Raw genomic sequence first — 21,010 nt, forward strand, 5'->3', positions numbered from 1 at the left:
TTACACCCCCATCGCCAACTCAATAAGCGTTTTTGTCGCAGTCCCGCTGGCGGTCATTCGCGGCGAGAGCGACGACGGAACGGCAGGGAATGCCGTTGGCGCAATGTCAATGTGCGCCCAAGGAGTGTCACCGACAAACTCCTGTAGAAATGCGGCAGCGCGGCAGGCGCCACCCCAGCGATCTGATCCGGCGTTCTTCAAGACAGCCGTTGCTCCCTTCATTTCCTCGCCATACTCTTCATAAAGCGGCATCGGCCACATACGATCAAAAGCCGCGTCCGCAGCAGCAATGACCTGCTTTGAGACTTGCTCAGAATTTGAAAAGACCGCATCCGCGTGATTGCCAAGGGCGATCTTGGCCGCACCGGTCAGAGTCGCAATGTCCACAAGAAGATTCGGCTGATACTTGTCCACAACGTAGGACAACGTGTCGGCGAGCACTAAGCGGCCTTCGGCATCGGTGTTGCCAATTTCGACTGTCTTGCCGTTGTAGGCGGTGTAGATATCCGAGGGGCGATAGGCATTGCCGCCAATGGCATTTTCACACGCTCCAATGACCCCAAGCACGCGATGCTTCGGCTTGAGTCTGGCGATGCCATGCATCGCCGCAAGCACCGCAGCGGCTCCGCACATGTCGCTCTTCATCTCGTCCATCATCGTCACTTTGATGTTCAGTCCTCCGCTGTCGAAGACTAACCCTTTGCCGACAAAGGCAATGGTTTTTTTCGCGCCACGAGGATGATAGTCCATCACAATCACACGAGGAGGCATTGCGCTGGCTTGGCCCACAGCAAGCAGAAGATTCATCCCGAGCTTCTGGAGCTGCGACCGCTCGAGTGTCGAGACTTTGACTCCCATTCGCGCAAGTTTGCGCGCCTCCGTCCGCAGGTAGTCTGTATTCACCACGTTTGCTGGATGCGTGCCATAGTCGCGTGCAAGATTCTGAGATTCCGCGAGAATCTGAGCGAGCGCGATGGGTTTTACCGCCGCTTTCTGTCGCGCTGGCGTGGCAAAGTAGATACTGACTTGCGCGACCGAGTCCTGCTTCGACTTGGGCTTGTAATGATCAAAGCTCCAATGACCGAGGATCAAACCGTCCGTAATTGCGCGCGCAGTCTTCCCCGCGTCGAGATCTCCGCCGTAAGAGTTCGTACTGAAGAGCGCGAGATTCTTTGCCGAATTACTCTTTGCCGCGCGAATCACGGACCCAGCCGACAGTCGCAGGCGGCGCCACGTAAAGTCCTGTCGCGACCCAAGCCCTTGCAAAATGAGCAGCGGAGCCTGAGCACCATCACTAAAGTGCACGACTGTCTCTGTATGCTTGCCCGAAAACCTCGACGCAGAAATCAGTTTTGCGAACGCTGAGACCGTGCGCCTGTCCAGCCCTGTGAGTTTCGGAGCCTTCAGCTCGTCGTCGAACAGACAGACCGCGATGGCATCGGTACGGCCCTTAAGCGCACCGGTTACGGGAGTAATCTTCATCTGGGCAATGCTCCCTTGTGCTCAATAACTCTGGAAATTTGGTTTCGATTGTCCACGAGGACAACTTTGGATCGATGTTTGGGAAGCTCTTCATCACTCACCTGAACATACGAGACAATAATCACTTTGTCACCCTGTTGTCCGAGGCGCGCAGCCGCTCCGTTCAGGCCGACTTTGCCTGAACCGCGTTTTGCAGGTATTGCGTATGTATCCAGACGCGCCCCGCTGGTGATATTATAGACGTGAACGCGCTCATAGCAAGCGATGCCTGCCGCATCGAGCAAATCGCGGTCAATGGCACAACTGCCTTCGTAATCCAGCTTTGTTTCTGTCAGTGTTGCGGAGTGGATTTTTCCGCCGAGTATCTCGCGTAACATTTCACTCACCTACGATTTCCCGCCACACGTTCCCGTGCTGCGCGATATTCTGCCAACATGCGATTCACGAGCGTCTCCACAGTCGGGACGTCATGAATTAGACTTGCTCCCATTCCCGCCTCGAATTGTCCCTCTTCCCAGTCTCCTTCGAAGATTCCGCGCTGCTCTCGCTTGCGACCAAGAAGCTCTTGCAGTTCCTCAGGCGTCGCACAGCGCTGTTCATACTCGATGCACTTAAGCGCGAACGGAGTCTTAATCATTCTCGTCGGCCCAATCTTCTTAAGCGAGAGAATTGTGTCCGATTCTCCGGCATCCACGACAGCTTGTTTGTAGCGCTCACTTGACGAGGATTCCTTCGTAGCGGCGAAGCGTGTGCCGATCTGAACACCGTCCGCCCCTAAAGCAAGCGCAGAGAGGATTCCTCTGCCATCGACTATACCCCCGGCGGCAATCACCGGAATGTTCACCGCATCACGAACCTGCGGCACAAGTACGAACGTGGGGATTTCGTCCACTCCGTTATGACCGCCCGCCTCTGTTCCCTCGCAGACCACTGCATCCACGCCGCGCTCTTCGGACTTCCTCGCAAGCTTTGCCGTTGGGACAACGTGAACAACCGTTGCGCCGGATTTCTTCAGAGTCTCGGTGTACAGCGCCGGATTGCCCGCAGAAGTGAAGACTATTTTCACCTCTTCGTCAAGGCAGACTTGAATCAGTTCCTTTACATCTCCGCGCAAGAGCGGAACGTTCACCGCAAAGGGAGTGTCCGCCGAGAGTGCTCTGCGCGCTTCGTGAATATGTTGGCGCAACAACTCGGGTTTCATTGATCCCGCGCCGATCATGCCAAGACATCCGGTCTTGGCAACTGCTACGCAGAGCTTCCAGCCGGACGTCCAGACCATGCCTGCCTGAATAATTGGGTGTTCAATCCCGAACAAATCAGTTATTCGGGAAGACGGCCATTGCAAGGAAAAGTCGCTCATCGTACCAAATGTCACAATAGCATAAGCCGCACGAATTTTCCTTCGTACGGCCCGCAAATTTCCGATATGACCGTTGTCTTCAGCTTAGTGCTGTTTGGCTTGTGCCAATAGGTCAACGCGGGTTACCACCACTCCGTCCAGCTCTCCGCGATACTGTGCATGAGTGGTCAGTGCGGAATCTTTAAGCATGAAGTCGCGATCCATATAGAACTCTGCCCGACTGTAGCCGCCCAAGTCTATGTAACCGGAATCCATGCGAATCGCATCCTCAGGACAGGCCTCAACACACAGTCCGCAAAAGCAGCAGCGCAGAAGATCTATTTCGAACGCGACTGGATATTTTTCGACTCTCCCGTCCAGCGCCTCGCCCGCAGTAATATAGATACACTTGTCCGGACAAGCGGTCTCGCACATCATACAGGCTACACAGCGCGGTGCACCATCTGGACGCAACATCAGTCTATGACGGCCGCGCCAGCGCGGTGCGATCGGACGCCTTTCCTCGGGATACTGGAACGTCACGAGGGGACGCTTTACCTTCATCCCAAGAGCGCGACCTACAAAACGATTGAAGTTCTGGAAGAAATGGCGAGACGTGACCCACATCCCTCGCAAAAGCTCAGGATAGTAGGTCATCTGCCAGGCAGACAGTTTAACTTCGCGGACAGGTCTTACAGTGATCATCGTATGTTATTTTGCCAGCCACAAGACAAGCAAACCCGTAACGGCGATATTCAGAAGTGCGATGGGCATCATTTCGCGCCACGAGACACGCATCAATTGGTCGTAACGGAAACGTGGGAATGTCCAGCGGATTTGCATCTGCAGCCACATCAGCACACTTAGTTTGACACCGAAGGCAACCATTCTCAAGATGACCACGGTCCACTCGCCGAGCGGGAAGTAGGCACCCCATGGGAAATGGAAACCCGCTTGACCAAGCTTTTCCGTCGCGTCAAATAGGAAGGGGATGTGATAGCCGCCGAAAAAGACGGTAGTCATGACACCGGCGAGCACGACGATTTCCGCAAATTCGCCTAAGAAGAACATCCCCCAGCGCATCCCTGAGTACTCAGTGGCAAATCCGATGATTTCAGACTCGCCTTCAGGTAAGTCGAACGGCGCTCGCTTGGTTTCCGCCATTGCGGCAGGCAGGAAGAGCAGGAAGGCAACCGGCTGCATAATGACGCCCCACTGCGGCAGCCATCCCCACAGGTAATTATTCTGCGCGAAAACCATCCTACCCGGTTCAAGCGTACCAAAGACGAGGATAGGACCAATCAGGGACAGGCCAAGAATGATTTCATAGGAAATCATTTGAGCAGAGGCACGCATGCCGCCCAGCAACGCATATTTGCTGTTCGACGCCCAGCCGGCAAGCATTGTACCATAGACGGCCATCGATCCGAACGCAAGAATATACAGCATCCCAATGTCGAGATCGAGAATCTGCAGCTTGACCTCGCGTCCCCACAATTCAATTGGCGGACCAAACGGGATAATTGCCATCGTGAAGAAGACAGGTGCCATGGCAAAGACCGGCGCCAGAAAATGCAGAACGCGCACACCTCTGGGGGGAACAAAGTCTTCCTTGAAGATAAGCTTGAGCGCGTCGGCCAACGAATTAACCAAACCGAGCAATTTGATGCCCAGTATCGACGCGCGGTTCGCACCAATACGATCCGATATCAAAGCGCTCTGTTTGCGTTCGACCCATGTCAAGATGCCGGCGCCGTTCAAAATATTGACCAGCACAAAGGCAATTTTGCCGACGATTATTCCAAGGTCTATAAACATATTTTAGTACGCCGGAAGTGGTCTTGACGTCTGTACCCGCCTATACTGCGGCTCCGGGGCGTTACTCAGCATCTTGCCACCCGTGCCTAAAGAGTCCCAAGTCAGGCCTTTAAATCCTTCAAAAGTCTCACCGATCGCATTAAACACCTCTTGAGCCTTCACATACGAAAGACTCAAGCCGAGCTTCGCGCTCAAAGATTGCCAAAGTTCCCACTCTGCAACTGCGAGACCCTTGGGATCAAACGGCTTCTGTGTCTTCTGTACGCGGCCTTGAAAGTTTGTATAAGTCGCTTCGCGCTCCGCCCACATCGCCAACGGCAGGACGTCGTCCGCAACCTCGGTCAAACCGTTTTCATGTGAAGCGACATACAGAACATAGGCCGTGTTTTTGCGAAGCTTCGCCAAGTCGCGGGCTGAAAGCACTGCTGATAAATCGTGACGAATCACGATAACGACTTCGAACTCCCCTTCTACGGCGGCGGAAATCAGATCGTCACCACCCTGACCATCCCCCCAGGGCCGAACTTTCAGTTCGAGCGCTCCGCGACGGTTCGGACTAAGATCCGCCCGTTTCAGAATGTCATCTTCCTTACCCTTCTTTTCAAAGCCGAAGGTGACGTCGATGTTCTGAATCCCCAATCTCTCGATGAATAGCTTGTTCAGGAGAAAGAGGTCTTCGTTCGAAGATGCGGCCGAACCAATAACTGCAACTGAGTCTGCGCCGTGTTTCTCGATGGCTCGTTCCACTTGAGCCGCTGCGCGGGCCAGGACTTCATCGACTGAAGGCGAGTGTCCGTTTCCCTGAGAATTGACACGTGGTACGAGCACGCGATTGGGAGCATCCACCGCGTGATAGCTGTAGCGTCCCTGATCGCAAATCCACCACTCATTGACCAAGCGATTGTAGCGCGGCTTCAAACGCTGGATACGCCGGTCAGGGTCTTTGTAGCGACGGTCGATTTCCCAATCCATGAAGATATTGCAGCCACGCGAACAGCCTGTGCAAACAGATGCCGTGCGCTTCATGTACCAAACCCTGCGCTTGAAACGAAAATCCTTGTCTGTCAGCGCGCCGACGGGGCACAAGTCCACAACATTGCCCGAGTAGTCGTTGTCTAACTGCTTGCCCGGGACATTCAGCAACTCTGCGTCGCGACCATGCCCGAAAATTCCCAGTTCATCACTGCCCACAACTTCTCTGCAAAAGCGCACGCAGCGAGAACAGAGCACGCATCGTTCGCTGTCCAACACAACGGTCGGCCCGACATCCACAACTTTATGCTTATGCTTCTTCTCTGCCAGCGGCATTCGGCTGTCGTGCAGACCGTGTTCCATATAGTAATTCTGGAGGTCGCATTCGCCCGCATCATCGCAAATCGGACAATCGAGAGGATGATGCTGCAAATAGAACTCAAGTACTGAGCGGCGTAGCTTGAAGACCTCTTCGCTCTTTGTCGTGATCTTCATGCCGTCGGCGGCCTTCGTATTGCAGGCGATCGCGACACTCTTACGTCCGCCAGTTTCTACTTCGACCTGGCACATACGGCACGAGCCCACAACAGTCAGCCCGGCATGGTAACAATAATGCGGTATCTCCACATTAAGCAGCCTTGCCGCCTCGATGAGGTTTACTCCTGCCGGTACTTCAACCGGTTTGCCGTCTACTTCAAGCCAGGGCATAATAGTCGTTAGTGATACTACTCGTTCTTACAATACGAGAGCCGGTTCAACATAAGAAAAAAGCAACGCCAAATTTAGCAGTGCGCCAGCACAAGCAATCAGAATAACCCATCCGTGTCTGCCAACCCTAAACACCACAAGACGTTGCAAGAGTGGCCGCGTTAAGAGTATCATCAAACCGATAACTGCAAGTGCCTGCAGACCACGCCGAAACACCTCAGAATAGTATGAAGCGTCATGCCGTAAGTTCAGCGCGCTGCCAATAGATTCCGCAATGCCGTTCAGTAAGCTATTTGGCAAGGCCAACAGTACAACTGCTGCGGACGCAGTTATGGTCACACTCTTAGAGAAGCGTGGAAGTCCGGCTATCCTCTCTACCGACATGTCGCGCGCGAACAAGGCCAAGCCCGCGAGCAGGCCCGGAACATATCCCAAAAGCAACCGGGCGTTCATGGTTTCGCCCGAGGCACGAAAACGAGCCGTAGTCGCGACAAGCAGAATAAGTAATGCAAGAAGTGATGCCGCCACAACAGTGTGGCGAGCCACAATCTCTTGGCAACGCGACCGGACACCACCTTCCTGTGGTCTTGCATGATTCATCAGAGCAACCAGGAACCCGAAGAACAGCCCATATACCCAACCGGGTAACCATACAGTCTGCGCACCAAGCACACCAACTGACGTTGCGAGTGACCAGTACACCATCTTGGCAAACGTCAACGGCCATGAGAGAGCTTGCCAGAGCGGACTGCTGTTGATCCATGCCAGCCGGATGGGATCAGGATCCATTACCGGATGCAGCGACAAAGAACGATAGGCGGCGGCTCCCCCGAGAAGAAGCGGAACTGCGCCGAAGAGAACTCGGGATAGCGTTGGCTTGAATCTTGGGGACCGTAGCACCTCGAGAAGCAACAGCATTACCCAGAGAATCAGCACCGTGCTCTTCGTCATGATTCCGAACCCGAAAGCAAGTGCCGACCAAAGAACAGTTATCTGCGATCCCGTGTTGCGATATCGCTGGTAGTACCATATTCCGCACACCGATAGAAGCGCAGCGAGGATGTCATTGGTAATGGTCGCCGCAGAGAATAACGTCGCAGGAACAAAGCACCAGACGACGACCAGCAGATCCCCTACGCGCTCCGCCCGAATCTCTTGCATCAGCTTGAAGCAAGCAAGAATCAGCAAAGACCCAAATAACACGTTCAACATCCGAAACAGATATACGCCTCGAATTGACGCGGAGCTGCTTCTCTCTAAAATGGCTCGGTGATCGAAGAGATTCAATTCCCGATTGGATCCCAAGGACTCATACCGCTCGTTCTCAACGGGGACGACCCCTGTTTGAACGACACCAGAACGAATCAGCCCGGCCAAGAGCGCATAGTAGAGCGGCGGCTGAAACCCTTCCCACAAGTTCTTGACGTCTTCGCCGTCGGGGAGTTTGCCGTGAGCGGCGATAAACTCAGCGTATCTGTAATGTGAAAGCTCGTCCGGCGCTTCAAAGAGCGGTACCGTCCGGCTCCAAATCAGAGCCGTCACAAAGAACAAGAACGCGGCGACTAAGTGATGTCGCCGGAAAATCCACTCAGTTCCTGCAGGCCGCTTCGAATTCGTGGCGGAATTTGACAAGGTAGCTCTTGGTTGGCCAGGCTACTGCGGCACCGAGCGCGCAGATGGTTTTGCCATCTATGTTGTCCGCCAGTTCCCACATGTCATCTATATCGCGCCTGCGTGCCGTCCCGTCAAGGAATTTCTTGGATAAACGTAAGAGCCAGTCAGTACCTTCGCGGCAGGGAGTGCATTGCCCGCAACTCTCATGCGCGTAAAAACGAACCATCCAGTGCATCAACTTCGGAATCGACACCGTCTCATCGATCACCATCACGGCCGCACTGCCGAGCATCGAGCCGCGTGCAGCAACCGATTCGAAATCAAGCGGCAGGTTCTCGCATTCTTCGGCTGTAAGAATGTGCGAGGACGACCCGCCAGGAATCACTGCCTTGAGCTTCTTACCGTTGGGGATGCCGCCACCAAACTTATCAATCAAGTCCATAAGCGGCGTGCCCATGGGCAACTCATACACACCCGGCCGATTGACATGACCGGACAGGGAATAGAGTGCAGTACCTCCGTTCTTAGGCGATCCGAGCGAAGAGAACTTCTCAGCGCCGATTTCGAGAATTCGCGGAACAAATGCGAGTGTCTCGACGTTATTTACGATCGTCGGCTGCCCCCATAGGCCGATTGCCGCTGGATAGAAAGGCGGCTTTAAGCGCGGCCAACCCTTCTTCCCTTCCAAAGACTCAATCAGTCCAGTTTCTTCGCCGCAGATGTATGCGCCTGCACCATTGTGCATGTGAATTCCACATGACCAGCCGCTGTTCAGTATATTCTGTCCAGCGAAGCCTTTGGCATAGGCTTCTTGAACCGCTCGGGCGGTGACCATCGTGGGATAGAAATACTCGCCACGAATGTAAATGTAGATCCGCTCGGCCTGAACGGCATAGGCGCAGATCAACGCGCCTTCAATCAGGAGATGCGGATCGCGTTCAAGGATGAGTCGATCTTTGCAGGTGCCCGGTTCGGACTCGTCGCCATTCACGGTGACGTATCGCGGAAACTTATCCTTCGGAACAAAGCCCCATTTAGTGCCGGTCGAGAATCCCGCGCCACCATGACCTCGCAAACCGGATTCCTTGACAACCTGTGTTACTTCTTCGGGCTTCATCTTCAGCGCGCGCTTGAATTGCTCGTATGCGCCGTTCTTCATGGCCACGTCGATCGAGGCCATATTATCCACGGCAAAGTTGCGAGAAAGGAGCAATGTGGATCCGTTACCGATCATGACACCTTCTCTCCTGCCACGTTCCCGAGCAGTGGTGTCGGATTGTCGGCAGGAACAGGTTCACCTGCCCGTAATCCATTGATGATGCGATCAACTTTCTCCGTGGTCAGTTGGAAATACTGATCTTCATTCACGAGTAGCATCGGCCCCCAGGAACAACCTCCAAGGCACTCCACACACTTTAGCGTGAACAACCCGTCTTTGCTCGTCTCGCCGGGATGAAGACCAAGCTTCTCTTCGATGTGACGCTGGAGTTCCACCCCACCCATCAAACAACACGAGATATTCTGGCAGAATTGAATCAAGTATTTCCCGGAAGGTTCTGCGCGCATCATCGAATAAAACGTGATGATCTCACGCACCTTGATCGCTGACACACCCAATGTTTCGGCTACCCAAACTTCAGATTCAGGTGTAATCCACCCCAGCTCGCGCTGCACCTCAAAGAGCAACGGAATCAACGCAGACTGCCGTTTGTCCTCCGGATAACGGAAGACAAACTCTTCTGCCTTCTTCTTAAGTGTCTCGGGAATTTGCATGTAGATTATCTATCCAGCTCGCCGCCGATCATGTTGATCGAGCCGAATGTCGGGACAATATCAGCAACCATATAGCCATTGATCATCTCCTGAAGGCTGGCAACCGTCGTGAAGCACGGCGGACGGCAACGCACGCGCCACGCGCGATCATTGCATCCGTCCTTTGAATGCTCATCCGGATGACTGACAATGTAAAACCCTAACTCGCCATTGCCTCCCTCGACCGGGAAATACACTTCGCCTTCAGGAACGCGAATGCCGTGGCCGTACATGATCAACTTGAAGTGATTCATCAGGCCTTCGATATTGCCGTAAGTATCCTTCTTGTCCGGCAACACGACGCGCTTGTTATCACAACTTACCGGGCCGCCCGGGATTCTTGCGACACACTGTTCGATGATTCGACAGCTCTGCTCCATCTCAGCCATGCGCACAAGATAACGATCGAGATTGTCTCCACGGCGACCGACAGGTACTTCCCAATCAAGCTGATCGTAAACCAAATACGGAAAGTCCTTGCGCACATCGTAGGCTACGCCGCTGCCCCGCAAACACGGTCCGGTCCAGCCCCAGGCGATCGCTCGCTCCGCGGGCATGATGGCGATGTTTTCCATGCGCTCCACGAAAATCCGATTGTTTGTCAGCAGGATATCACACTCGTTCAAGATTTCGCGGATCTCCTTAACGACCCACAAGCACTTGTCGAGCCAGCCTTCGGGGAGATCATAGGGCATGCCGCCGACCCGCGTCGTCATCGTGGTCACACGTGCACCGCAATACTCTTCAATCAACTCCCAAAGATACTCGCGGCCTTTGATCATGTAGAGAAAGACCGTGAAGCCGCCAAGTTCCATTGCCGATGCGCCGACACAAGTCAGATGGTCGCTGATCCGCGCGATTTCGCAGAGCAAAGTACGGATGTACTGACCGCGCGGGGGAAGTTCAAGGCCGAGCAGCTTCTCGACCGCCATGCAATAGCCGACGTTGTTGATTGGCGAAGAAACGTAATTCAAGCGATCCGTATAGATGATCGCCTGATTCCACGTGCTCTCTTCGCAACTCTTCTCAAACGCGCGATGCAGATATCCGATCTCGACTTCCGACTCCACGACCAGCTCGCCTTCGAGTTTGGTCATAATGCGGATAATTCCGTGCATGGCAGGATGCGCGGGCCCGATGTTCAGCAGCATCTCTTTCTGCTGAAACTCAGGCTCGTCCGGCGGCACCGCGGCTTTGATTTCGGAAAGTGCGTCGAGTTCTGGCATATCTTAGTTCTGCGGTCCCATCAGAGGTTGGCGCTTGGTCTTGGGATAGTCCTTGCGCAACGGGTGGCCTTCGAATTCTTCATAGAGCATGATGCGCTTGAGATTCGTGTGACCTTCAAATTTGATACCAAACAGGTCCCAGACTTCGCGCTCAAACCAGTCGGCAATCGGATATAGTCCGGTCAGCGTCGGAATGCGAGCGTTCGACTCTTCCAACTGCGCCTTCACACGCAGCCGCGTCTTGCTCTCGACGTTGAGGAAATGATAGACCATCTCAAAACGCGGGCGGCGCGGCAGGTAATCCACGCACGTCAAGTCCACGAGCATGTCGTAGCCGAATGCATCTTTAAGAATGCGCACGATCTCGACGATCTGCTTGGCTTCAACGATCATCGTGCGATCCCCAAACCGCTCGTGCCAATCCAGCACGGCCGTCGGGTGCGCTTTTTCGATTGCAATATGTTCGGGGAATTTAGACATAAACTAAGGGCCAAGAACTTCACGATTGTGGTTCAGCATTACGTGAAGCCACTTCAAGTAATTTTGTTCAGCGCCTGACAGAGGCCCTGCGGTTGAATCAGGAAGAAGCGGGTCTGTATTATTTTCAAGCCTATCAATCGCTTTGTCATATGAGTTTATTGCATCTGATGTATCGCCTTGCGCAAGCGAGGATCTTGCCCTTAACGTCAAACCAACTACAGAGTTCTCGTCTAAAGCCAATATAGAGTCAGTCCAAAGTTCCGCAGCTGTAAAATTCGTGTCCTTCATCGCGCGAAGAAAACACGCCTCATATGCGTTTATTGTGTCGGAAACAGATTGAGCTTGATAAAACTCAAAAACGTATCCCCCTGAAATCCCGTAAAAGTCCGCTGGTACCCTATCAGTCGGGGCGAAGCAAATTTGATATCTACCCTCAGGCAAATCCCATATATCAAACTGCGCAATATAATCAATAGAGGCAACTGGAATTTCATTGGGAGGAGGAGTGGGACCGATTCGTGAATACCACCCTCTAAGTCGGTATCCCAATTGACTCGCATCCCTAAAAACTGGACCATCTGCATCCACTACAAAAAGCTGGAGAACACGAGGCGCGAACCATTCAGCTACATCCTTCCCATCCAAACTGTATGCTTTGTTTGGTTGATTGTTGACAAAATTTATAGAGACCTCAAGAGTATCATTCACACCTTTAATCAGCGATTTATGGTATGGATACCCAATGCCTGGTAAATCACCGGAAAAGTACACGTGGTTATAGATGCTTGTATCAGGATAAGGTTGATACCATCTACATCCGGGCGCATCTTGTGAATACTCTACCCATTGGCGTGAAGAGTAAAACAATCTATCAAGCTCACCATCAGCCCAAGCAAGCCTAATTGTGTTCAACTCAATCAGAGTGAACATAACAATTAAAGAGCAACTTCGAATGTCAATCCTCTTCGCTTTCTTTCTTTGATGCTGATTTGAGCTTTGCTTTCATCAGAATAGGTCGAGTCAGTCGAAGTAAGGAAAAACCTACGTGTGGAGAGAAACTTGTACTTTGACATTATTGTGCGAATCACAATATTGTCAGATTGATGAAGCATTCCTACTGTGTGCCCAAATTCATGAGCAATTGTTCGACTGTACGCGAAAGGGAAGTCAACTTGCCAAAGTGAATCAGACACATATAAGTCACGATAATTCGCATAGGCATTTAAGTTTACTATCGATCGTGCAGTGTTGTTCGGTATTGATGCACCGTTATCTGTGGTACCAAAGTCAGTAGCTCCTTGCCACGTAATTCCTAAATCTGTTTCAGGGTTCGCGTTTCCTCGAATCATCTCATCATATTCTACGTCACGTCGCCACGTCCAAAATGTGACAGCACGTACAGTATCTGTTTTTGACATCGGATATGGAGATGGATAACCAAGTCCAAAGTACCATAAACTCGCTCCAACACGGTTGAAGTTGATATCACGTCCATAAACGTCTGTATCACCAATCATAAGCCTTACGTTCTCGATTGTCGCCTGGTCATCGATGCGGTACTTCGTTGGACTAAATCTTATTGAGTCTGTGAACAAGATTTCGAGTGTATCTATGCGATTCACTGTATCAAATGCTGCAGTGTCAGTGAATGACTTATAAATGAAACCGGGCATAAGATCAAGAACTTCCCGATTATTAGGATCCTGGCCCATATCATTGCGAACATGTACAATGACCGATTTCTTACGCGGGTCCAGTCTTCTGTGGCTATTACCTGCCGAAGTATCCGTGCTATCGTCTGTTATCATCAATCCCCGATACTCAGCGAAATTGCAGAGACTATCGCCGTCGATTAATCGCCCTTGCGGTACTATGTCGTAATCGGTAATCCCCAAGAACGGCGTCACAAATGGCCTGAAATATCGAATATCTATTGGCACCCATGATGATCCTTGCCAGTATTTTGCAACTCTTGATTCCCACGCATCTGACATGCAGTCGCCATAGTTAACACCGGCATCATAATACCCATCATAGTCAAATGGAACAGTAATCGACCATAGAGAATCTACAATATATGCAGAATCCGGATGCCACATTTTCATTCTTCGGTCTTTGCCGGGACCAACCTCGGGAGTCACAATGGAGTGCGCGCCGTAATCGAGCGCCTTGAGCCACAACGTATCGTACTCAACATTTGCCTGAGCAATATAGGCAATAATATCGGTCTTGAATAGCTCTCTGCCGGCAGGGAATGGGTAGTTTGGTTGAGGATTGACCTGTATTGTATCACCGGGCAGGAACCAGTAGTTACCGGGAGCCGAGGCAATCGTCTGAACCGTGTCGAAGACATAGTATCCATACTTCTCGGGGTAGCCTACAGTGTAGTCCCAATACCGAAACTTATCCAGTGAATCCCAGGGCACAGGTCCGGAGAAGCCCATTGTATGCGGCTCAGTGTCGCGCTGACCAAACCGAGTTGAATCATCAAATCTCGGCGAATTCATACACTCGCCCTGCCACATCGACATATCCCAAATGTGGTATCGGATATCAAAAACGCCCAAGCTTGAGTCCGGAGAAAATTGGAACACAAGTCCTATAGAATCGCCGGGCGTTGGGAGCCAACTACGGCCGTCATTGCCCTGAGAGTCAATATAGCCAAGAAAATCCGTTTTCACTTCGCCTGCAAATGGTGGATATTCTTCACATTCGCCTAAGTTCACGTCAAGAGACATTTGCATCACTGTGACATTCTGAAGATATGCCACAAGATTAGTATCGATTCCAGCACAGTCGTCATCCTGTAAACGGGGCTGAAACATAAAACAGCGCATTGCTGTGACCCCGTACTCGGGATCATTGTTGCCGCCGCAAAACGTAAACCAAGGGTTACTATCTACAACATACCAAATCCGCCATCTTCCGCACGGACCCAACGGGGCCTTCAGTAAAAGCTCGCCACTCGCGGTAACTCGGACGATTGCCGAGTCACAGAATCCGGAAGGGTCGTCTTGATCTCTATAGCAGTTGAGAACTTCTTCACGATACCAATGCTGGCCAAGCCTTGGGTAATTATCCTCGTTTAGAACTGCTACACTTTCTTCCGTAAACGCACGCCCTTTGTCATCGGGATCGTCGAGGTTCTGAAACACTATGGGTCCCTCGCGAAACGCGGAGGGCCAAATTCCAACCCATCATTCACTCTGAAATTGTAAAACGTATCGGTATAGGAGTAGCTGTAAGTCAAGAGCAAGCGAACGCCATACCATCGGCCTCCGTCGTTCTCGTGAATCGGACCACCAGACATGCCGATTTGAAAGTCTGCGAAAGAGGCGGTTGTCGTGACGAGAAACAGTGCGAGACATACGGCTAATCGTCTTGACGTCTTGCCTTCTACTTCCACTCGTGCTTTTGGTTTTGAATCAGCTCTTGGAGCTTCAAGAGGCCATCCAGCACGGCTTCGGGACGGGGTGGACAGCCGGCAATATAGACGTCCACAGGGATGATGGTGTCTATGCCCTGCACGGTCGCATAGTTGTCATATGGCCCGCCGCAGCTTGCGCAGGCACCAAAACTCACCACCCACTTCGGATCCGCCATTTGCTCATAAATTGTTTTTAGAACCGGAGCGATCTTATGACTGATCGTTCCCACCACCCAGAGCACATCCGCCTGACGTGGTGAAAAGCGCGGAAACGCCGCGCCGAAGCGATCCAAGTCATAATGCGAACAGGCCGTCGACATGAACTCCATGCCGCAGCAAGCAGTCACGAACGGGTACTGAAACAGTGAATACTTGCGCGCCCAGCCCAGCAGCTTGTCAAACCTGGTGGTCATCACGTTGGCCGACAGCGAACGCGTCATATCCATGGCGGGGCTTTGCATCAATTCGCTCATCTTATTTCCACTCCAGCACGCGCTTTTTCACGGCGTAATACAGCCCAACGGCAAGGATGGCCAGAAAGACCGTCATGGAGATCAACCCCAGCATCCCGACTTCGCGGAAACTTACCGCCCAAGGATACAAAAAGGCCACCTCAATGTCGAACACGACAAACAAGATGGCCACGAGGTAATACTTGATGGGGAACGGCTGAGTCGCATCAGTCTTCGAGACGAACCCCGACTCAAATGGGGCGTTTTTGATTTCGTTCGGGCGCTTCGGACCCAGAAAAACGGTCAGAGCCACAAACAGTCCAACCACCGCGGCAACGCCGGCGGTCAGAACGAGGAAGACGATGAGATTATTATTGTGGAGGACGTCCGGCATGGCGGGCGAAGGACGGGACGCTTGCTACGTTTTTCACGAGATGGCAATATCTTGAGCCAAGCGTTGCATTATAGCATCCGGAATCACGGTCATCTCAAGTGAACATAACACTTTACGCTGACACGCTCGGAAGTTTGCTTCACTGCCCAATTGTGCGTTAAACTACGGAAAACTTTCGGCTTTGTCAATAAGCGAATCAGCGGCCCTGCGCCTTTCCCCCTACTTTTTTCGCTCAAGTACCAGCAGCCTGTTCTTGGTGTCGATTAGCTCTTCGAAGGCATCCCGCAGAGTCTGGTACTCTTCAACTGGCACAACATCCTGCTTAAATCGCAGACTTTGGCTCCATTCGATCCTATCCGATAGCTGCTTGGGGACCAGCGTCAGAGAGACAAACGGGTTCTCTACAATTAAGGGCGGAGGCAGATAGGACACACGATACTCTGCCGGGTAAGACAAGAGAACGGTGGTCGTAGTTGTTCCTTCAGTCGGCAAGTCGACCGGATACTTCACCTCAGGCATTGACGGGTAAAATCCCGAAACTGCGAAGGAAAACGGCGTCACTGGAAGTTCAACCAGAATCAAGTCATCTTGATGTACTGCGTAATCTTTGCACTCGAACTCGAGACTCACGCGCATCGGCTGCGTCAGAATCTCCGGACTTGAGACTTCACTATTGACGACCTTCGCGCCCTGGCCAATCCGCGACACAGCACGTTGGAAGTAGATGCTCCTTTCCTGCTCTTTCTGGTCAGCAAAGATATTGCGGGCACTTGCAGCATAGTCTCCAACGGCCTCGCAGTCAGCCCGGCCGGACAAAGTTCCTTCTCGGTCAAGCTGAACGGACATCCGCGTATCGACATGCCGATCCATGTGAACGAGATCTCTCGCCAGCGACACAAGCGGCGCACCGAGCACCATTTGACAGGCCATGCCCTGCGTTCGTGAATAGGAAATTTCGTGCGGAGGCAAGTACCGCGGCGTGGGATCCAGAAAGAGAGTGTCTTCGGCCATCGGAACGGCCAGTATCATGTGATTGAATTGCGCAAGCGCGGGCAGCATGCTGAACGGTGTGTTGGACGACTGCATCAGCACCGGATAAGAGTTAAGGCCGTATCCTCCCAACAGCGCGGAGAGTAGCACCAGCTTGTCCCGCACGTCGCCGTATCGATTCTTCCATACATTGTCCGCGTCATTCGGCTCATAGCCTACGGCTCCGAACGACAGCGGCACAGTGCGAATGTGCTGCTGCACCCAATAGGCAATGTTCTGGGCGATCGGACGCGCTGTTTGGCCCGGTACGGTTGCCACCTTGGAAAAGTCGCTTATTGCCTGATTGCCTGCTTCTACCGCCTTCCAAAACCGCTCGCCGACATACAGCCCGCAGTCACTCCACTCTTCGAACGACGTGTAAACCAGTCTCGGCATCAGGTGTGAACTTGGCACCATATTCGGTTCCTGCACAAGCTGCTCGAGATCATTGAACTGCCAGACAAGTCTCCTTCGCGAACCCTCGAAGCTTTCGTCGGGCACAGCAGCGGAATTCTGCATCTCGTATCGAATTCTTCGTGATGAACTATTCACAATCTCAAATCGTTGCTCCAAGACCGGCTCAAAGCCGCCAAACTCCATCGTCCCGTCTTGAAAGTCATCCGGCCAGGGCGTGCGGCCCGTCTTCGGCACAATCCGGTATTTCCAGAAAATCACAGCCCCCGCTGCAAGACCCGGAAAGCTGACGTTTTGCTGTTTCAGCTGCGAATAGGCCGAAGCCCACTGCACTTCCGGAGCACTGGTGATGGTAAAGGCGTCGGACTCCGGCTCAATCCAAGTTCCATCCGCCTGGCGGGTCCACACCGCATCGAATATCACCGTGTCGCGGGTGTCTTCAAATCTAATCGAGCGATCTCCCTGATCATCTTTTGCCCGATCGTCCAAAAGCTTAATACATTGATCAACACTCATGGTGGCCGCTCCTGAGGAGTCGATTTCCAGAGTGTGCCGATCCCAAATCACGAGGATTGAGGCTTGGGGATATCTTTCCGGTCCCGGCGCTGAACTAATGGCGAGTTCTACTTCTGCAGGAACTTCGGCAGCGATAAGCGAGGCTCGTGCAAAAAGCACGGCACACGCCAGCAAGATGAATTGCAGCATGGCAGTTACGAAGGGATTGTTGGGAGAGGAAAGGCTGCTACGTGTGCAGCCGGTACCGATGCAGTGCGCGCCCTGCCATGCTCCCGATGAGTGTCGGGAGAACCGCGATGGCCACTGCGAGCGAGAGTTCAATCGGAAAGAGGCCGTTGGCTTCGGGATAGTGATAAAGTTCAAGCGCTGTTCGCAAGAGTGCAACGGCCGGGATACCGTATCCCAGCAGTATCACCCATCGCCACAACCTGTCGCTGTAGTGATAGCCGAGATAGGCAGCTGAAACCAACAGCAGCGCGCTGGCCAGAAGCAGGCCCCCCTTGCCGGGAATCTTGATGAAAATGACAGCAGACGACGCACCCAAAGCTAATGCGGCGATGCGGGCGACGCGCGGTGTTTCCATGCCTGACCAATGCAATCTGCCACGCGCAAGCTTGCGAATCACCGCACCCGCATAGGAGCCAATCGCCGCCGGAATTGCAAGCGTCGCGCCGAGCTGCAGACGAATCAACATGGACTTCCAAGAGTCGAATCCACCCAACAGCAATCCGACCAGCGTGTAGCCCAGAGCGAGCATCACCGGAAAACGCCACGGGGCACGCGAGTTCAAAAGACCAAGCAATAGGCCTGATACGGAGAGACCGATCGCCCAAGCGACGGTTCCCGCTTGATCAGCCAGCATGAACGGAGCGATAACACCTGCGATGCTGCACGCAATAGCCAGAAACCACCACAGAATCCTGCGCTGGCGGACCTCGTCCTGGTCTTTCTGATAGAGGGTGTGCAAAGGCAATTCCTGAGGCATGGATTTCGTCACTGCAAGAATCCCGCCCATTGCGAAACTGCGCCGTTTTGCTACGATTGAGTGGTCAGCACAATTTTCCCCCGCTCCAGCCCATCCAGCCTGTTGACAAGTTGCAACAGATCCGCGTATCGGGACAACGGGATGTCCAGTGCCCGGAGTTCAAGTGCCTGCTTCACGGTTACTTTTTGACCAGCGGCGCTACACGTACGCGATAACCTGAACTCATCCTGCCGAAGGTCCACGGAGTCGGGAAGGCTGCGAACCTTTAGACTCTTGGGGAACTCCAAAGTCTCTGTCATCTGCAATGCAAAGGTAGAGGACAGGCGAAGGGGATAGCGACGCTCTGTTAGCTCAGAACCCGAAAGCAACCAGCTTGAGAGAAAATCGAGGTCGCGCCCCTGCGCGACTGAGTTCATCAGCCAGAATCCCCCTGCCATAATCACATACTTCTCTGCAGCAACCTTCAGATTGATGTCGAGCGGCTGATCAAGATTCGTGAAGTCGGTGAAAGATAACTCTTCCAGCCTTGCACGCGGGGAGAGGCGCTGTACGATGCTCTTAAAAACCATTTCACGCTCCTGCGGCGAAATGGATTGCATGTAGGAGCGCAGCGCCAAGTCCGGGAGGCCGCGAGTCGAAATCTTGATGGTCGATGTAAATCGCCCATCTTCATCAACCCTGCTCTGTGCCGCTACCTGATACAGATTTTTGCTCGGGTCCTCCACCGGCGTCCAGTCAAGGTCCATCCCTTCACTCGTGCACGTCAAAACCGCGCGGTCCTGCTCGTTGGCAGCAAGGAACTCGGTTGTCTTTTCGACCGTCGGATCGATGTAGATTTCCTTCCTGCCATCCCAAACTGTCACGATGGCATGATTAAACTGGTCTACCGCGAGTTCACCATCGATCTTCCACGAGGGATTCATCAATGTGATGTTGGAATTTATACCCGCTTCACGTAACATCGTGACCATCAACGCCGCTTTATCGCGACAGACGCCATACTTGTTGCGGTAGGTCACGGCGGCCGGTTCGGGCTTGTAACCCGCCTTGCGGCCTGTCAGAGCTGTATCGACATAACGAATCCGATTGGAGACGAATTGAAAGATCGCACGAATAGACTCTTCCCGATTCTTGCCTTTCGTCAACTCTGCTACTTCCGCCTTGATCGAGGAATCCGCAACCATCTCAGGTTCCGCGAGGCCGTGATACCAGCGTGACCAAGTTTCCCAATCAGGAATCGTCGTCGCTAAGAGCTGTCGCGATACTTCAGGAAACGGCGGCATTCCGGGTTCCGGGACGACCTGAGGAACATCCTGAATTTGCCACTTATGCACCTTGCGTCCTTCGCGCGTCGACTCGCTGTGAACCACGCCCGACCCCCGAGTTTTCCATTTTAGCGGCATCGTGGCAGGCAGAGAGGCTTCCACAACCTTGGCCTGCATCGGATCTGTATGCTCAAAATACTCTGAAAGGTTGAATTGACCGTCCATCGGCGGTTCTCGAGTGATCTCGCGCAGTCTCACTTCAACTTCAGCCCCCTTTTCAAGGGCCGGGAATGTGATGATTTTCTCCCTGACGTTCTGCAGATAGAACTTCCCATAAGCGGGTAATGGAACATCTTTGATGGCAGCCGGGTCAACCTCAACCACTTGTCCATCGGGAAGGTAAACCTTTGCCGAGATCACCTCGACAGTGTCGTATCCGAGATTGTATACCGTAATGTCCTGCGCATACTCGCGCAAAGCACGATCCGACAGAAGAGCAACACGGTAGCGGCGGAGCGTCTCACCCGAGCCGTCCTCGTTCACCCACACGCTTGTGCAGTCGTATCGGACCACAGCGTTGGCCTGGTCAAATGGAACAGATGGACGAGGTGTCGGGACCTCCTGTGCCCAAGCATGCGCTAACATCAACAGTGTAGCGGAAAAGAAAGCTGCTCTCATCGCATATCCTCTTGCATTGTCACAGAGTATAGTGTTTCCAAGCCGGAATTGCAATACCCAGGCGAAAGACCCCGATAGGTTATGTACGAGGTCATTTCCAGCAAATTCCTGCAAGCCAAGGAGTCCTCTTTGACACCAGAGCTTCCTTGATCGAAGTGAAGGACTTTGAGGTCAGGCTGCAGAAGTATGCCCAGGACGTCATCGCAAAGGATCAAATGCGCAGAACTCCACGATAGCCATAGGTCTGGAGGAATTTCCATTAAAAGCAATGCGGCTCTCCGCGGCACAGCAGTTCGCACCAATGACTCACAATATGGTTCGCCGCATCACGTACGAAGTCCCGTACGGGCAACGCCTAACGTGGGATATTGTAAGCTGTAACGCGTGCTCTGTTTTGTT

Annotated in this window: 18 protein-coding genes; all 18 read right to left on the bottom strand. The window is 52.9% G+C overall.

What is annotated here, in order from left to right; translation table 11 throughout:
- The gene (locus KJZ99_08520; protein MCL4305945.1) at positions 1–1,482 is read right to left on the bottom strand and encodes a leucyl aminopeptidase; all 1,482 of its coding nucleotides are present in this window, start codon (positions 1,480–1,482) and stop codon (positions 1–3) included.
- Entirely contained in the window at positions 1,479–1,859 is a 381-nt protein-coding gene (locus KJZ99_08525; protein ID MCL4305946.1) for an aspartate 1-decarboxylase, read from the bottom strand. Before KJZ99_08525 ends, KJZ99_08520 begins: the two co-directional genes overlap by 4 nt.
- Positions 1,860–1,864: 5 nt before the next feature.
- Positions 1,865–2,842, bottom strand: coding sequence for a nitronate monooxygenase (locus tag KJZ99_08530; GenBank protein ID MCL4305947.1), 978 nt, complete (start codon positions 2,840–2,842; stop codon positions 1,865–1,867).
- Between the two features lie 84 nt (positions 2,843–2,926).
- A complete protein-coding gene (locus tag KJZ99_08535) occupies positions 2,927–3,478 on the bottom strand; it encodes an NADH-quinone oxidoreductase subunit I (protein ID MCL4305948.1) in 552 nt (183 codons plus the stop codon).
- Positions 3,479–3,532: 54 nt separating this feature from the next.
- Positions 3,533–4,639, bottom strand: a complete 1,107-nt coding sequence (locus KJZ99_08540) for an NADH-quinone oxidoreductase subunit H (GenBank protein ID MCL4305949.1) — start codon at positions 4,637–4,639, stop codon at positions 3,533–3,535.
- A 3-nt stretch (positions 4,640–4,642) separates the two neighbouring features.
- Positions 4,643–6,319 (bottom strand): (2Fe-2S)-binding protein, encoded by a 1,677-nt coding sequence (locus tag KJZ99_08545; protein ID MCL4305950.1) that lies wholly within the window; start codon positions 6,317–6,319, stop codon positions 4,643–4,645.
- A 27-nt stretch (positions 6,320–6,346) separates the two neighbouring features.
- The gene (locus KJZ99_08550; protein MCL4305951.1) at positions 6,347–7,951 is read right to left on the bottom strand and encodes a DUF2142 domain-containing protein; all 1,605 of its coding nucleotides are present in this window, start codon (positions 7,949–7,951) and stop codon (positions 6,347–6,349) included.
- Positions 7,908–9,167 (bottom strand): NADH-quinone oxidoreductase subunit NuoF, encoded by a 1,260-nt coding sequence (gene nuoF / locus KJZ99_08555; protein ID MCL4305952.1) that lies wholly within the window; start codon positions 9,165–9,167, stop codon positions 7,908–7,910. The genes KJZ99_08550 and nuoF overlap by 44 nt, the downstream gene beginning before the upstream one ends.
- Positions 9,164–9,706 (bottom strand): NADH-quinone oxidoreductase subunit NuoE, encoded by a 543-nt coding sequence (nuoE, locus tag KJZ99_08560; GenBank protein ID MCL4305953.1) that lies wholly within the window; start codon positions 9,704–9,706, stop codon positions 9,164–9,166. Before nuoE ends, nuoF begins: the two co-directional genes overlap by 4 nt.
- A 5-nt stretch (positions 9,707–9,711) precedes the next feature.
- Complete coding sequence (locus tag KJZ99_08565; protein ID MCL4305954.1) at positions 9,712–10,971, bottom strand: NADH-quinone oxidoreductase subunit D; 1,260 nt, start codon at positions 10,969–10,971, stop codon at positions 9,712–9,714.
- A gap of 3 nt (positions 10,972–10,974) precedes the next feature.
- Entirely contained in the window at positions 10,975–11,451 is a 477-nt protein-coding gene (locus tag KJZ99_08570; protein MCL4305955.1) for an NADH-quinone oxidoreductase subunit C, read from the bottom strand.
- A 3-nt stretch (positions 11,452–11,454) separates the two neighbouring features.
- Positions 11,455–12,381, bottom strand: coding sequence for a hypothetical protein (locus KJZ99_08575; GenBank protein MCL4305956.1), 927 nt, complete (start codon positions 12,379–12,381; stop codon positions 11,455–11,457).
- Between the two features lie 5 nt (positions 12,382–12,386).
- Positions 12,387–14,606 (bottom strand): hypothetical protein, encoded by a 2,220-nt coding sequence (locus KJZ99_08580; protein ID MCL4305957.1) that lies wholly within the window; start codon positions 14,604–14,606, stop codon positions 12,387–12,389.
- Positions 14,607–14,847: 241 nt separating this feature from the next.
- On the bottom strand, positions 14,848–15,318 hold the full coding sequence (nuoB, locus tag KJZ99_08585; GenBank protein MCL4305958.1) for an NADH-quinone oxidoreductase subunit NuoB: 471 nt from the start codon (positions 15,316–15,318) through the stop codon (positions 14,848–14,850).
- Positions 15,319–15,352: 34 nt separating this feature from the next.
- Entirely contained in the window at positions 15,353–15,724 is a 372-nt protein-coding gene (gene ndhC, locus KJZ99_08590; GenBank protein ID MCL4305959.1) for an NADH-quinone oxidoreductase subunit A, read from the bottom strand.
- 219 nt (positions 15,725–15,943) lie between these two features.
- Positions 15,944–17,872 (bottom strand): DUF3857 domain-containing protein, encoded by a 1,929-nt coding sequence (locus tag KJZ99_08595; protein ID MCL4305960.1) that lies wholly within the window; start codon positions 17,870–17,872, stop codon positions 15,944–15,946.
- 37 nt (positions 17,873–17,909) lie between these two features.
- Positions 17,910–18,698, bottom strand: coding sequence for a hypothetical protein (locus KJZ99_08600; protein MCL4305961.1), 789 nt, complete (start codon positions 18,696–18,698; stop codon positions 17,910–17,912).
- Between the two features lie 20 nt (positions 18,699–18,718).
- On the bottom strand, positions 18,719–20,611 hold the full coding sequence (locus KJZ99_08605) for a transglutaminase domain-containing protein (GenBank protein MCL4305962.1): 1,893 nt from the start codon (positions 20,609–20,611) through the stop codon (positions 18,719–18,721).
- Positions 20,612–21,010: the final 399 nt, after the last annotated feature.

It is taken from the genome of bacterium (assembly GCA_023382385.1).
Lineage (GTDB): Bacteria > Electryoneota > RPQS01 > RPQS01 > RPQS01 > JABWCQ01.